Genomic DNA, 13179 nt, shown 5'->3' with positions numbered 1-13179 from the left:
CCAGCATGGCCGCATGATCGCCCCCCACCCCCCAGCGACCCCCGCCTCACCCCGTCCGGTGCGCAAGGCGGTCGTCCCGGCCGCCGGGCTCGGCACCCGGTTCCTGCCCGCGACCAAGGCGACGCCGAAGGAGATGCTCCCCGTGGTCGACAAGCCGGCCATCCAGTACGTGGTCGAGGAGGCCGCGGCGGCCGGTCTCGACGACATCCTGATGGTCACCGGCCGGCACAAGCGGGCCATCGAGGACCACTTCGACCACGCCTTCGAACTGGAGCAGGCCCTGGCGGCCAAGGGCGACACCGTGCGCCTGGACGCCGTACGCGATCCGGCCCGCCTCGCGGACATCCACCACATCCGCCAGGGCGACCCGCTCGGCCTCGGGCACGCCGTGCTCTGCGCCCGCCACCACGTCGGGGACGAGCCCTTCGCCGTCCTGCTCGGCGACGACCTGATCGACCCGCGCGAGACCCTGCTCAGCCGCATGCTGGACGTCCGCGACCGGTACGCCGGCACCGTGGTCGCGTTGATGGAGGTCGACCCGGCCCAGGTCCACCTCTACGGCTGTGCGGCGGTCGAACCCACCGGCGAGGACGGCGTCGTACGCGTCACCGGCCTGGTCGAGAAGCCGTCGCCCGAGAAGGCGCCGAGCCGCTACGCGGTCATCGGCCGCTATGTCCTCGACCCCGCCGTCTTCGGCGTCCTGGAGCACACCCCGCCGGGCCGCGGCGGCGAGATCCAGCTGACCGACGCCCTCCAGGACCTGACCACCACCGGCACGGTGCACGGCGTCGTCTTCGACGGCCTGCGCTACGACACCGGCGACAAGGCCGACTATCTGCGCACGGTGGTCCGCCTGGCCTGCGCACGGCCGGACCTCGGCCCCGAGTTCAGGCGGTGGCTCACGGAGTTCGTGGCCGGGCTGGCGGACGGCGGTTCCAGCGCACAGGAGCGGCGCCGGGCGGCCTGAAGCAGCACCCGGCGGCTCGTAGCGACACAAGGCTCTCCGACGGGACAAAAGAGGAGGGGCCCGCCCGGGCCCCTCCTCAACTCCTGCCGTGATCCTGGTCGTCGGGGCGAACTAGCTGTTGAGGCGCAAGGTCCACACGACGGTCATCTCACCGGTCACGGCTCCGTCCGCGCGCCGGATCTCGATCGCCACCGGGAACTCGGGGCGCTGCCCCGCGTCCAGCTCGGCCACGACCTCGGCGGCCGGGCGGCCCAGCGTCGCGGTCGCCGTGACGGCACCCATCGCCAGCTTCTTGTAGGCGATCTCGGCCCGCACGGCGAGCGGTACGGCGCGCGAGAGCTGGTCCCCGAACGCGGCCAGCACGATGGCACCGCTGGCCGACTCGCCGAGCGTGAACATCGCACCGGCGTGCGGCCCGCCCACGTGATTGTGGTACTCGCCCTGGTCCGGCAGGGACACCACGGCCTGTTCCGGAGAGGTCTCCAGGAACTCCAGGTTCAGCGTCCGGGCCATGGGCACGGTGGCGGCGAGCATGTCGCCGATCGACATCTGGTCTGCGCTCATGCCGCCATGTTACTCATGAGTAGCAGCGGCTGGCCAGTGCCGGGACATCGGCGGACGAGTAGCCGCTCCGGCCCCGAGTCGCTACAGCCCTGGCGAGGGGCAGTGACCGAATCGTGTCCCTGGCGCCGCTAGGGTGGGCACCCATGTGGCCAGGACAGCAGCCGCCCGGGGGCGAGCAGAACCCGCAGAACAACCCGTACCAGCAGCCGGGGTACCAACAGCCGAATCCGTACCAGCAGCCCGGCTACCAGCAGCCGGGCCACCAACAGTCTGGCCCCTACGCACAGCAGCCGCAGTGGGGGACGCCGGCACCCGCGGGCGCTCCGCAGCCCTCGCCGGGCGGCGGCGGTGGTGGCGGGAACCGGACGAAGGTCGTCGCGATCGTGGCGGCCGCGGCCGTGGTGGTGGCCGCGGGCGTGACCGGGTTCCTGGTCCTGAACGGCAAGGACAAGAAGGACGAGGCCGACAAGCCGACCACCCCGTCCACGTCAGCGTCGGCGTCCACGACCTCCGATCCGAGTGCGTCCGCTTCCGGGTCGGACGACAACCCGCGCGGCAACGAGACCGAGAAGCCCAGCGTCGCAGGCTGGAAGGTCGTGGTGAACCCCCGCTGGGGCCTCGCCTACGACGTGCCCGCGGACTGGGAGGTCCAGTCCCCCGGCCTCAGCATCGGCTTCGAGTTCCCGGACCAGAAGGACAAGGGGATCAACATGTCGGGCACCGCCGAGTACAAGTCGAAGTGGTGCACCTCCGACGACGACAAGGACGGCCGCACCAGCGACACCGCGCTGGCCGTGGTGGGCAGCAAGGGCGCGAGCGGCGCCAAGGACACCGACGAGGTCGCGATCAACACGCCCCCCTGGTGGGTCTACGGCGGCTACACCCAGCCCGACAAGAAGAGCATCTCCTTCGACAAGAAGGCCACGCCGTTCTCGACGGCCTCGGGCATCAAGGGCAGCTACAGCTGGGCCCAGTCGACCAGGACACCGAAGAAGGGCAAGTGCGTGAGCGACGGCCAGGCGCTCACGTTCGGCTTCAAGAACTCCAAGGACGACTACGTGTCGTTCAACTTCTTCGGAGCCAAGGGCGTGGACGGGGCGGTCTCCAGAGCGACCGTCCTCAAGGTCCTCAGCACCGTCCGGCTCCACGGAACCCCGACCGTGTGACGCGGTCGACCGGGGTTCCGGCCCGCCCTGACGGGCCGGGCCGGAACCCCCTGGAGCGTCAGCCCCTCAGATAGTTGCGGTAGACCCAACGGCCCGCGAGCGACTCCTCCGGGTCGTGGCACTGGCCGATACACTCCCAGGTGCCGGTGCTGTTCTTGCACTCGAGCCCGGCGTGCACCTTGTTGTCCTTGTACACGTAGCCGGTCACCCTGCCGCGCGGGGACGGCGTGGCGTGAACCGCGACCTTCTCCTTGTTCACGATGTAGGTGTGGCCGACGGGGTGGCAGGTGAACGCGGCGGCCGAGGCGGGCGCAGCGACCACGGCGGGCAGCGCCGCGCCGATGAGCGCGGCCGTACCGATCACAGCTGCAACATGCTTGCGCATGCCGCTCCTTTCCTAGGGGACCGGAAGGCCCCGGAACAATTCGTCATGAACATGACTAGATCACCTTAAAAGCTGGCACCTCTGTCGTCAAAGAACCGGTCAAGTAGGCGAGTTCGGCGCGTCGCGCGCGCTCGACAACTCGATTGAATCCGGAGTCCGGGCAAGCGATAGTCAGCCGGTGAACACACCCGTCACCCCACGTCACCCCGGCAAATCCGCCTGGGCCGGCCGCAACTACTCGCTGCTGACCACGGCGGCCATCGTGACCAGCCTCGGCTCCAACGGCTCGCTCGTCGCAGCCGCGTTCGCCGTACTGGACGCGGGCGGCGACGGCGGCGACGTGGGCCTGGTGGCCGGCTCCCGCACCCTGCCGCTGGTGCTGTTCCTGCTCATCGGCGGCGCGATCGCGGACCGGCTGCCCCGGCACCGGGTCATGGTCGCCGCCAACGCCCTCAACTGCCTCTCGCAGGCGGCCTTCGCACTGCTCGTCCTGACCGGTGAGCCCCGGCTGTGGCAGATGATGCTGCTCACCGCACTCGGCGGCACCGGGCAGGCGTTCTTCGGCCCGGCCGCCGAGGGCATGCTGATGTCGTCCGTGGAGGGCGAGCAGGCGGGCCGTGCGTTCGCCCTCTTCCGCATGGCCACCCAGGGAGCGGCCCTCGGCGGCGCCGCGCTCGGCGGCGCGCTGGTCGCGGCGATCGGCCCCGGCTGGGTCCTCGCGGTCGACGCGGCGGCCTTCGCCCTCGCCGGAGCCCTGCGGTCGTTCCTCGACGTCAGCCACATCCCGCCACGGGCACCGGGCGAGGGCATGCTGGCCGATCTCCGTGAGGGCTGGCAGGAGTTCATCGGCCGGCCCTGGCTGTGGGGCATCGTCGTCCAGTTCTCGATCGCCAACGCGGTGGTCGGCGCGGCCGACGCCGTCTACGGCCCGCTCGTCGCCCGCGACAGTCTGGGCGGGGCGGGCCCCTGGGGCCTGGCGCTGGGCGCGTTCGGCTCCGGCACGGTGGCCGGCGCCCTGCTGATGACCCGCTGGAAGCCGCGCCGCCTGCTCCTCGCCGGCACCCTGTGCGTCTTCCCGCTGGCCCTGCCCTCGGCCGCGCTGGCCGTGCCGGTGCCGGTGGGCGTCCTGTACGCGGTCATGTTCGTCGCGGGTACGACGGTGGAGGTGTTCGGCGTCTCCTGGATGACCGCACTGCACCAGGAGATCCCCGAGGAGAAGCTCTCCCGGATCTCGGCCTACGACTGGTTCGGCTCGGTGTCGCTCATGCCGCTGGCCATGGCTCTGGCAGGCCCCGCCGAGACCGCCTTCGGCCGTACCGCCTCCCTGTGGGGGTGCGCGGGCCTGGTCGTCCTGGTCACCGCGCTGGTCCTGCTGGTCCCGGACGTGCGCAGGCTGCCCCGGCGCACCGGGCGGACGGCCCTCGCCCCGTTCCCCTCAGCCGATGCCGAAAGCCCCGTCGGGGGGCTCGGGTGAGGGGACCGCGTCGCTGTCGTGGACCGGCTGCGCGCCACCGATGAAGTCCTGTACCGCGAGGCCGTGTTCGACCCGGGCCGGGAACGCGTCGGCGGCGGTGCGGCGGGCCACGGCCGCGGTGTCGACGGTGCGGTGCGAGGCGACGAGCACCGCGTTGCCGAACCGCCGCCCGCGCAGCACGCCCGGCTCGGCGATCAGCGCCAGCTCCTCGAACACGGCCGCGAAATTGGCCAGTTGGGAGCGCAGGAACCCGAACGGCGCCGCGTCGGCGAGGTTGGCCAGATAGACCCCGTCGGGGCGCAGCACGCGCTCGGCCTCGCGGGCGTAGGCGAGCGAGGTGAGGTGGGCGGGGACGCGTGAGCCGCCGAACACGTCGGCGATCAGCACGTCCGCCGAGTCGTCCGGAGCCGCCTCGAGCCAGGCTCGGGCGTCGGCTGTGTGCAGCGCGACCCCCGAGCCCGCCGGCAGCGGCAGGTGCTCGACGACCAGCTCCAGCAGGGCCCGGTCGGCCTCGACCACGTCCTGCCGGGAGCCGTGCCGGGTGGCGGCCACATAGCGCGGCAGCGTCAGCGCCCCTCCCCCGAGGTGCAGCACATCCAGTGGCCGCCCCTCGTCGGCGACAGCGTCCAGGACGTACCCGAGCCGCCGCGCGTACTCGAACTCCAGATACCCGGGATCATCCAGATCGACATACGACTGCGGTGCCCCGTCGACGGTGAGCAGCCAGGCCCGCTCCCGATCGACGTCCGGCATCAGCTTGGCGGTGCCGTGATCGACGGCCCTGGTGACGGGTATGGCTTCACTCACGAACCCATTGTCGCCGGTACGGGCCGTCACCGGGCGCAGAGACGTACTTCACGGGCGCGGGGCGGTATCGATCTGCGGCTCCGCCGCGTGGGCGCGACCGGCCACAACCGGCCCGCAGTTCCCCACGCACCTCAGCCTCTACGAGCCGACGGAGACGACCGTCCCGGCGCCCACAGTCCTCCCGCCCTCACGGATGGCGAACCCGAGCCCCGGCTCCAACGGCACCTCCCGCCCCAGCTCAACGGTCATTTCCACCGTCTCCCCGGGGCGCACGACCGCCACCTCGCCGAGGTCGACGTCCCCGACCACATCCGCCGTACGGATGTAGAACTGCGGCCGGTACCCCGTGGACACCGGTGTCGTACGACCGCCTTCGCGCCCGGACAGCACGTACACCCGCGCCGTGAAGCGGCGACTGGGCACGACACTGCCCGGCGCGGCCACCACGTGCCCCCGCCGGACGGCGTCCCGCGGCACTCCCCGCAGCAGCACCGCCACGTTGTCCCCGGCCTGCGCCTCCTGCATCGGCTTGCCGAAGGTCTCCAGCCCGGTGACGACGCTCTCCATGTCGGCGCCGAGCACCGACACCCGGTCCCCCAGACGGAGCGTCCCTCGTTCCACGGCACCGGTGACGACCGTGCCCCGCCCGGTGATGGTGAGCACGTTCTCCACCGGCAGCAGGAACGGCGCGTCCAGGTAGCGCTCGGGCATCGGCACGTAGGTGTCGACCGCGTCGAGCAGCGCCTCGATCGACGCCGTCCAGCGCGGGTCGCCCTCCAGGGCCTTCAGCCCGGAGACCCGCACGACGGGCACGGCCTCCCCCGGGTACCCCTGCGCGGTGAGCAGGTCGCGGACCTCCAGCTCGACCAGGTCGGTCAGCTCCTCGTCGCCGGCGTCGGCCTTGTTGAGGGCGACGACGATGTGGTCGACGCCCACCTGCCGGGCGAGCAGCACGTGTTCGGCGGTCTGCGGCATGATCCCGTCGAGCGCGGACACGACGAGAATCGCCCCGTCGAGCTGCGCGGCGCCGGTGACCATGTTCTTGACGTAGTCGGCGTGGCCCGGCATGTCGACATGGGCGTAGTGCCGGGTGTCGGTCTCGTACTCGACGTGCGCGATGTTGATGGTGATGCCACGGGCGGCCTCCTCCGGGGCCCGGTCGATGCGGTCGAACGGTACGAAGGTGCCGGTGCCGCGCTCGGCGAGGACCTTGGTGATGGCGGCGGTCAGGGTGGTCTTGCCGTGGTCGACGTGACCCATCGTGCCGATGTTCAGGTGCGGCTTGGTGCGCACGTATGCCGTTTTGGACATGGCGGTACCTCGAAGCCTCTCAGGCGTACGGAAGGACGGGACCCCGAGTACCGGCCGACCCTCCCCCTGCGGGGTCCGCCGGACAATCCGGAGAGGGTCAGCTTCGGGCGCCGTCGACAGCGGCCAGGAGGATCGGGACGGCAGCCTTCGGGGCATCCGCGACCGCGGATGCTGCGAGGAGGAAGGCGTACCGGAACATGTCGACGATCATCGCCGACGGTTTGTCCGGCGTCGAATGGTTTTTCGCGGTACGCGGGTCGAGGACCGCCGGACGAGGTCCCTCAGGAGCCGATGTTCTTCAGCGCCTCGCGGACCGTCAGCGGGGCGAACCGGCCCCGCTCCCGCGCCACGAAGCTCCGTACGGCCTCGGGGTCGGTCTTGGCGTACTCGCGCAGGGCCCAGCCGATGGCCTTGCGGATGAAGAAGTCGGGGTGCCCGGACTGCAGCAGACAGTAGGCGAACAGCCGGTCGGCGTCGGTGCGTTCCTTGTGGCCGAGCTGGTGCAGCAGGGCCGTACGCGCCACCCAGAGGTGGTCGTCCGTGATCCAGGCGTCCATGTCGGCCGTGAGCCCGGGGTCGGCCGCGACCAGCGCGCCGACGACGTGCGCGGCGAGCAGGTCGACGGTGTCCCACCACGGGACGGTGGTGAGCAGGTACCGGGCGACGGGCAGGAAGGCGGAGGAGCAGCGGGCCGTGTGCCGGCGCAGGTAGTCGACGGCGAAGTACTGGTACTCGCGCTCGGGCAGCCACCAGCAGCGCAGGGCGATCGCCGTGCAGTCTTCCTCGTCCGGACGGGGCGTACCGGCCAGCACCGTGCGCGACAGGGCGCGGCGGGCGGGGGTGGGGATGCCGAGGAAGGGCGCCACGTCCTTCATGTACGCCCGCATCGCGACGGCCCGGTCCGCATCGGCCGCGGCCGCGTACGTGGCGGTCAGCCGCTCCAGCACGGCATCGGCGAGAGCGCTGCGCGGCACGTTCGGCGGGGCCGCCCCTGTGACGGTCATGAGACGAACCATACGGCGATCACACACGCTCGTCGGCTACTGTCGCCGGATGCTCGATGCCAACCGCTCTGGCACCGCCACGGCCCCGCCACGGGCCGCCGCCACGGAGCTGGCCGTCCCCGCGGCCGTACCCGTCCTGTCCCTGCCCCGCGCAGGGTTCGCCACCCGCTGCACGCGCGCACTGCTGTCGCCGTACGCGCGGCTGTCGCTGCTGCTCGCGCTGCTCGCGGGTGCGGCGAGCTGCGTGCTGCTGTTCGAGCCGCAGCAGCTGCTGACGCACGGCTGGCCGCCGCAGCTGGGCGGGGCCGCGGCGGCGGTCGTGTTCGCGGTGGCGTACGGGCTCTGCACGGTGGCGTTCGTACCGCGCCCGCTGCTGAACCTGGCCGCGGGTGCGCTGTTCGGCTCCCAGCTGGGTCTGGCGACGGCGCTGGCGGGCACGGTGCTCGGGGCCGGGGTGGCCTTCGGGCTGGGCCGGCTGCTGGGGCAGGACGCGCTGCGGCCGCTGCTGCGGGGCCGCTGGCTGAAGGCGGCCGACGGGCAGCTCAGCCGGCACGGGTTCCGGTCGATGCTGGCGGCGCGGCTGTTCCCCGGTGTGCCGTTCTGGGCGGCGAACTACTGTGCCGCCGTGTCCCGGATGGGCTGGCTGCCGTTCCTGCTCGCCACGGCGCTCGGCTCGATCCCGAACACGGCCGCCTACGCGGTCGCCGGCGCCCGTGCCTCGGCGCCGACGTCGCCCGCCTTCCTGATCGCGATGGCCTGCATCGCCGCACCGGCGCTCGCGGGCACGGTGGTGGCCTGGCGCAAGCGCCACCACCTGCGCGGCCACTGAGCGGTCAGACCCCTTCCAGGATCATCGCGTTGGCCAGGCCGCCCGCTTCGCACATGGTCTGCAGGGCGTAGCGGGCGCCGCGCTCGCGCATCGCGTGGACCAGTGTGGTGGTCAGACGGGTGCCGCTGGCGCCCAGCGGGTGGCCGAGGGCGATGGCGCCGCCGTGCACGTTGACCTTGGCGAGGTCGGCGCCGGTCTCCTGTTGCCAGGCGAGGACCACGCTGGAGAAGGCCTCGTTGATCTCGACGAGGTCGATGTCGTCGAGGGTCAGCCCCGCCCGGCCCAGGACCTTCTCGGTGGCCGGGATCACGCCGGTGAGCATCAGCAGTGGGTCGGAGCCGGTGACGGCGAAGCTGTGCAGGCGGGCGAGCGGGCGCAGGCCGAGCCGGGCCGCGGTCTCGCTGGAGGTGATCAGCACGGCGGAGGCGCCGTCGTTGATGGGGCTCGCGTTGCCCGGGGTGACGTTCCACTCGATCTGCGGGAAGCGCTCGGCGAAGCCGGGGTCGTAGTAGGCGGGCTTGAGGCCGGCGAGGATCTCCGGGGTGCTGCCGGGCCGTACGCACTCGTCGCGGGTGACGCCGTCCAGCGGTGCGACCTCGGCGTCGAACAGGCCGGCCTGCCACGCGGCGGCGGCCTTGTGGTGCGAGGAGACCGCGAACTCGTCCATCCGCGCGCGCGTGAGGGACCACTTGGCGGCGATGAGTTCGGCGCTGATGCCCTGCGGGACCAGACCCTCCGGGTAGCGCTCGGCGACGCCCGGGCCGAAGGGGTCCTTGCCGGCCGGCACGTTGGACCACATCGGGACCCGGCTCATCGACTCCACGCCGCAGGCGACGACGAGGTCGTAGGCGCCCGAGATGACGCCCTGTGCGGCGAAGTGCACGGCCTGCTGGGAGGAGCCGCACTGGCGGTCCACGGTGGTCGCCGGGACCGTCTCGGGGAGGCCGGCCGCGAGCACGGCGTACCGGGTGGTGTTCATGGCCTGCTCGCCGACCTGGTCGACGGTGCCGCCGATGACGTCGTCGATCAGCGCCGGATCGACACCGGAGCGGTCGACGAGGGTCCGCAGGGTGTGGGCGAGGAGTTGCACGGGGTGGACGTGGGCGAGGGAGCCGTTCGGCTTGCCCTTGCCGATGGGGGTGCGTACGGCTTCGACGATGACTGCGTCTCGCATGGTGCGGGCCTCCCGCGATGACCGGAGCGATTACTGGTGAGTAGGAAATCCGAACTCACCATAACTCCATGCGTTGGAAAATCAAACCCTCCTCTAGACTGACCCGCATGGCCGCCACGAAAGACCCGCGCCCCTGCTCCATCGCGGACGCCCTCGCCCTGGTGGGCGAGAAGTACTCCCTGCTCGTCCTGCGCGAGGTGTGCCTGGGCAACAGCCGCTTCGACCAGCTGGTGCGCAACATCGGCGCCCCGCGCGACGTCCTGGCCACCCGGCTGCGCCGGCTCGTGGACGCGGGGATCCTCACCAAGCGCGCCTACAGCGAGCGCCCGCAGCGCTTCGAGTACCGGGCCACGCAGGCGGGGCTGGAGCTGGAGCCGGTCCTGATGACCCTCAAGGAGTGGGGCGACCGGCATCTCCGCAAGGGCGCCGACCTTCCCATGGTCGTCGAGCACAGCTGCGGCAACGAACTGGTCCCCCAGGTCATCTGCCGCGCCTGCGGCGACCCGGTACGGCACGAGGACCTGACGGCCCACCCCCAGGCCCCGGGCTGGACCGTGTCGGGACCGACGGCCGTCTAGCGCCTGTCCGACGGTTCACGCCGCCGACGGATCACGTCACTGACGGACACGGACCACGTCACTGACGGATCACGCCTCCGGCGCGTACACGTCCAGCCGCCCGCACATGCCGAACCTCCCCCGTTCCGAGGGGCGTCGAGCGTGCACCCGGGCCTCGGCCAGGTGCGCACCGTCACCCCGTTCGAGCCGGTCGAGATGGTCGCCCGTGGTCTCCGCAGCGGCCAGGGCACCCCGCTGCCACCGCTCGCGCCACTCGGCGATCCGCGGCCGTACGAGCGTCGCGGCGGCCCGGTGGAAGGCGGCCAGCGGCTCGGGGCCGGCGGCCTCGCGCAGGGCGCGGTAGCCCTCCAGGGCCAGGTCGCGCCGGGCGCGGGCGATCCGCTCGCGCTCCGCCCCGGGCGCGTCGGCCGGGACGGTGGTCGCGGCGGCGTAGGTCTGCGGATCGGTCAGGTACTCCGGGGGCAGCGTGAGCACCGCGTCACCGGCCTCCGGCAGCCCACTGTTCTGCATGAGGACGGTGATGCGCAGGTCCTCCTCGTTCACCAGCCGGTGGACGGTGCCCGGCGTGAACCAGGCGACGGTGCCCGCCTCCAGGGGCGTGACCTCATACCCGGACGCCGTCAGCGTCTGGACGGCGCCGGTCCCGCCCGTGACGACGTACCCCTCCGAGCAGGCCAGGTGCAGATGGGGAGTTCCGCCGCGGACCCCGTCGGCGGCGGGCCAGTCGTAGACGCACAGCCGCGAGACGGCGACCCCGCCCGGCAGGCCCGTGAAACCCCCGGCGCTCACCACGGATGCGCCTCCAGGTAGGCGGCCACGTCCTCCCGTTGCCAGGCACCGTCGGCCACGACGACCCGGTAGCGCCGGCGCAGTGTCTCGCCGGGAGCGAGTGCCAGCTCCTCGAAGAAGGCCCAGGAGGGGGCGACCGCGGCGAACGGGTCGTTGCGGACGAACCAGTGGGCCGGGTGGGCGCCCCGGGTGCCCGCGTGGTCGTTCTCGGGGGCGTGCTCGAAGACGAGGGTCGCGCCACCGTCGGCGCCGTCGTGCTCGCCGCTGAAGGCGAGCCAGGACGCCTGGGTGCCCATCAGCTCGGGCCCCTCCCCGTCGGGCGCGATGATCCGCCCGTCCCGGAAGGCGCGCGGGCCGCGCCAGAACAGGCCGGTGTACCCGGCGAGTTCACGCCCGGCCGTGGTCGGACTGCCGAGACGGAGCGGCTCGTCGCGCCGGTTGGTGACCGCACTGGTCCAGGTCAGCGCCCAGGAACCGGACCCGGGGTCGACGTCGTGGACCTCGATCCGCCGCTCCTCGTCCGCCCACAGCGCACCGTCGTACGGATGCCAGGTCAGCCGCTCGGCGATGACCGCTCGCCCCTCGGCGGCCTCGACCTCCTCGAAGCCGGCGTGCCGCATAGAGCCGACCCGCTCGGGCAGCTCGAGGTACCCCTGGCCGTGCACATAGCTGTTGCCGCCCCACAGGTTGGCACCGGACAGGTGGGAGGCCGTCAGCGACAGGCCCTTGTGCCAGCGGTGGTCGTTGGGCCGGTAGTCGGTGACCACGTCACCGGCGAGGGTGCGGACCGGGTGCAGGTAGGGCTTGGGCGCCTCCCAGGCCGCCTCCGGGCGGTAGACGTAGGCGAACAGCTCGACGCCGGTGGCCGCCTCGGTCACCGTGATCCGGTCACCGTGGGCGTGGACGAGACGCAGTCCGCCGCTCATGCCGGGACCTCCTCGGCCGCGCCGGGCGCCCAGCCGGGCGCGCCGCCGTGCAGGGCCGTGTAGTACGGGTCGCCGGGTCCGATCTCGCCCGCCCGTACGGTCGTGTCGGTGAAGGCCGACTTGTACAGCGCGGTGATCAGCTCCAGGCTGGTCCGCCCGTCCGCCCCGCTGCTGCGCGGCCGCTCCCCCGCGCGCATGCTCGCGATCAGCTCCCGCAGCTGTTCGAGGTGGCTGCTGGGCACGTCCGGTCCGAAGTCCCGCCAGGTGTCGGCCTGTTCGGATGGCACGTCCGGGGCCGGGGTGATGTGCCAGTTGTCGTTGGCGTGCCCGTACAGGTGGGTCAGCTCGACCGTGGCGCGCTCGCAGTCGATGCGGATGCGGCTGACCTCGTCGGGGCTCAGCACGCTGTTGACGACGGTCGCCAGCGCGCCGTTCGCGAAGCGGACCAGCGCGGTGGAGACGTCCTCGGTCTCCACGGCGTGCACCAGCCGGCCGGCCATCGCCCGCACCTCGCTCCACGGGCCCAGCAGATCGAGCAGCAGATCCATCTGGTGGATGCCGTGCCCCATGGCCGGACCGCCGCCCTCGGTGTGCCAGCGGCCCCGCCAGGGCACGGCGTAGTAGGCGGCGTCCCGGTACCAGGTGGTCTGGCAGTGGGCCACCAGCGGGCGCCCCATCGCCCGCTCGGCGAGCAGCCACCGCACATGCCGGGATCCGGAGCCGAAGCGGTGCTGGAAGACGATCGAGGCGTACGGCCCGCCCTCGGTGCCCTCCTCCGCCTCGATCGCGTCGAACTCGGCGAGCGAGGGGACGGGCGGCTTCTCGCACCACACCCAGGCCCCGGCGCGCAGCGCGGCCACCGTCTGCGCGCGGTGCAGCGTCGGCGGGGTGCAGACGGTGACCAGGTCGGGCCGCTGTTCGGCGAGCATCAGATCCAGGTCGGTGTAGGCGTGCGGGATGCCGGCCTCGGCGCAGAACGCCGTCACGGCGTCCTTGTCGACGTCGACGGCGGCCACGACCTCGGTCTCGCCCTCCTCGGCGAGCCGGGCGAGCGCGGGCAGATGCGATCCGCGCCCGATGGCGCCGGCGCCGATGACGGCGGCCCGGATGCGCCGGCCGGCGAACGGGGCTGCCGGGCGAGGGGAGCCGGGCTCGGCCGGGAGGGGAGAGAGGGGCCTGGGCGGGAGGGGAGAGGGGGGCATGGG

14 protein-coding genes are annotated in these 13179 nt (G+C 72.5%); 5 read left to right on the top strand and 9 right to left on the bottom strand.

What is annotated here, in order from left to right; translation table 11 throughout:
* Positions 1-13: 13 nt before the first annotated feature.
* Complete coding sequence (galU, locus tag ABZ471_RS19025) at positions 14-967, top strand: UTP--glucose-1-phosphate uridylyltransferase GalU (protein WP_359067917.1); 954 nt, start codon at positions 14-16, stop codon at positions 965-967.
* Positions 968-1078: 111 nt separating this feature from the next.
* Here the strand turns inward: galU and ABZ471_RS19020 are convergent, their stop codons facing one another.
* Positions 1079-1531, bottom strand: coding sequence for a DUF4442 domain-containing protein (locus tag ABZ471_RS19020; protein WP_359067916.1), 453 nt, complete (start codon positions 1529-1531; stop codon positions 1079-1081).
* 143 nt (positions 1532-1674) lie between these two features.
* On the opposite strand from ABZ471_RS19020, the gene ABZ471_RS19015 reads away from it, so the two are divergent.
* Complete coding sequence (locus tag ABZ471_RS19015) at positions 1675-2697, top strand: hypothetical protein (protein ID WP_359067915.1); 1023 nt, start codon at positions 1675-1677, stop codon at positions 2695-2697.
* 58 nt (positions 2698-2755) lie between these two features.
* Here ABZ471_RS19015 and ABZ471_RS19010 read toward each other — a convergent pair whose 3' ends face one another.
* A complete protein-coding gene (locus ABZ471_RS19010; protein ID WP_359067914.1) occupies positions 2756-3082 on the bottom strand; it encodes a hypothetical protein in 327 nt (108 codons plus the stop codon).
* A 178-nt stretch (positions 3083-3260) separates the two neighbouring features.
* Between ABZ471_RS19010 and ABZ471_RS19005 the strand changes: the two genes are divergently transcribed.
* Positions 3261-4556, top strand: a complete 1296-nt coding sequence (locus ABZ471_RS19005; protein ID WP_359067913.1) for an MFS transporter — start codon at positions 3261-3263, stop codon at positions 4554-4556.
* Here the strand turns inward: ABZ471_RS19005 and ABZ471_RS19000 are convergent.
* From ABZ471_RS19000 to ABZ471_RS18990, 3 genes are all read right to left on the bottom strand, one after another.
* Positions 4518-5363, bottom strand: a complete 846-nt coding sequence (locus ABZ471_RS19000; RefSeq protein ID WP_359067912.1) for a fused MFS/spermidine synthase — start codon at positions 5361-5363, stop codon at positions 4518-4520. The genes ABZ471_RS19005 and ABZ471_RS19000 overlap by 39 nt on opposite strands.
* 138 nt (positions 5364-5501) lie before the next feature.
* Entirely contained in the window at positions 5502-6674 is a 1173-nt protein-coding gene (gene tuf, locus ABZ471_RS18995) for an elongation factor Tu (RefSeq protein ID WP_359067911.1), read from the bottom strand.
* Positions 6675-6955: 281 nt separating this feature from the next.
* On the bottom strand, positions 6956-7678 hold the full coding sequence (locus tag ABZ471_RS18990) for a DNA alkylation repair protein (RefSeq protein WP_359067910.1): 723 nt from the start codon (positions 7676-7678) through the stop codon (positions 6956-6958).
* A 49-nt stretch (positions 7679-7727) separates the two neighbouring features.
* Between ABZ471_RS18990 and ABZ471_RS18985 the strand changes: the two genes are divergently transcribed.
* The gene (locus ABZ471_RS18985; RefSeq protein ID WP_359067909.1) at positions 7728-8507 is read left to right on the top strand and encodes a VTT domain-containing protein; all 780 of its coding nucleotides are present in this window, start codon (positions 7728-7730) and stop codon (positions 8505-8507) included.
* Between the two features lie 4 nt (positions 8508-8511).
* On the opposite strand, the gene ABZ471_RS18980 is transcribed toward ABZ471_RS18985, so the two are convergent.
* Positions 8512-9681, bottom strand: a complete 1170-nt coding sequence (locus ABZ471_RS18980; protein ID WP_359067908.1) for a thiolase family protein — start codon at positions 9679-9681, stop codon at positions 8512-8514.
* 107 nt (positions 9682-9788) lie between these two features.
* Between ABZ471_RS18980 and ABZ471_RS18975 the strand changes: the two genes are divergently transcribed.
* Positions 9789-10259 carry a helix-turn-helix domain-containing protein gene (locus ABZ471_RS18975; RefSeq protein ID WP_359067907.1) on the top strand — a complete coding sequence of 157 codons (471 nt, stop codon included), beginning with the start codon at positions 9789-9791 and terminating at the stop codon, positions 10257-10259.
* Between the two features lie 69 nt (positions 10260-10328).
* Here ABZ471_RS18975 and ABZ471_RS18970 read toward each other — a convergent pair whose 3' ends face one another.
* The 3 genes from ABZ471_RS18970 to ABZ471_RS18960 are packed head-to-tail and all read right to left on the bottom strand — an operon-like array spanning position 10329 to position 13176.
* Positions 10329-11051: a cupin domain-containing protein gene (locus ABZ471_RS18970; protein ID WP_359067906.1), complete on the bottom strand. Its 723-nt coding sequence runs from the start codon at positions 11049-11051 to the stop codon at positions 10329-10331.
* Positions 11045-11974 (bottom strand): PmoA family protein, encoded by a 930-nt coding sequence (locus ABZ471_RS18965; RefSeq protein ID WP_359067905.1) that lies wholly within the window; start codon positions 11972-11974, stop codon positions 11045-11047. Before ABZ471_RS18965 ends, ABZ471_RS18970 begins: the two co-directional genes overlap by 7 nt.
* The gene (locus ABZ471_RS18960; RefSeq protein ID WP_359067904.1) at positions 11971-13176 is read right to left on the bottom strand and encodes a Gfo/Idh/MocA family oxidoreductase; all 1206 of its coding nucleotides are present in this window, start codon (positions 13174-13176) and stop codon (positions 11971-11973) included. The genes ABZ471_RS18965 and ABZ471_RS18960 overlap by 4 nt, the downstream gene beginning before the upstream one ends.
* Positions 13177-13179 lie beyond the last annotated feature (3 nt).

Source organism: Streptomyces sp. NPDC005728 (assembly GCF_040630895.1).
GTDB lineage: Bacteria > Actinomycetota > Actinomycetes > Streptomycetales > Streptomycetaceae > Streptomyces.
This window is presented reverse-complemented; position numbering and strand designations above follow the sequence as displayed.

Bases quoted from the DNA above. Each gene is read 5' to 3' on its own strand.
- ABZ471_RS18960 (WP_359067904.1), bottom strand. From the start codon at position 13,176: ATGCCCCCCTCTCCCCTCCCGCCCAGGCCCCTCTCTCCCCTCCCGGCC.
- ABZ471_RS18985 (WP_359067909.1), top strand. From the start codon at position 7,728: ATGCTCGATGCCAACCGCTCTGGCACCGCCACGGCCCCGCCACGGGCC.
- tuf (WP_359067911.1), bottom strand. From the start codon at position 6,674: ATGTCCAAAACGGCATACGTGCGCACCAAGCCGCACCTGAACATCGGC.
- ABZ471_RS19010 (WP_359067914.1), bottom strand. From the start codon at position 3,082: ATGCGCAAGCATGTTGCAGCTGTGATCGGTACGGCCGCGCTCATCGGC.
- ABZ471_RS18965 (WP_359067905.1), bottom strand. From the start codon at position 11,974: ATGAGCGGCGGACTGCGTCTCGTCCACGCCCACGGTGACCGGATCACG.
- galU (WP_359067917.1), top strand. From the start codon at position 14: ATGATCGCCCCCCACCCCCCAGCGACCCCCGCCTCACCCCGTCCGGTG.
- ABZ471_RS18975 (WP_359067907.1), top strand. From the start codon at position 9,789: ATGGCCGCCACGAAAGACCCGCGCCCCTGCTCCATCGCGGACGCCCTC.
- ABZ471_RS19015 (WP_359067915.1), top strand. From the start codon at position 1,675: ATGTGGCCAGGACAGCAGCCGCCCGGGGGCGAGCAGAACCCGCAGAAC.
- ABZ471_RS18980 (WP_359067908.1), bottom strand. From the start codon at position 9,681: ATGCGAGACGCAGTCATCGTCGAAGCCGTACGCACCCCCATCGGCAAG.
- ABZ471_RS18990 (WP_359067910.1), bottom strand. From the start codon at position 7,678: ATGACCGTCACAGGGGCGGCCCCGCCGAACGTGCCGCGCAGCGCTCTC.
- ABZ471_RS19020 (WP_359067916.1), bottom strand. From the start codon at position 1,531: ATGAGCGCAGACCAGATGTCGATCGGCGACATGCTCGCCGCCACCGTG.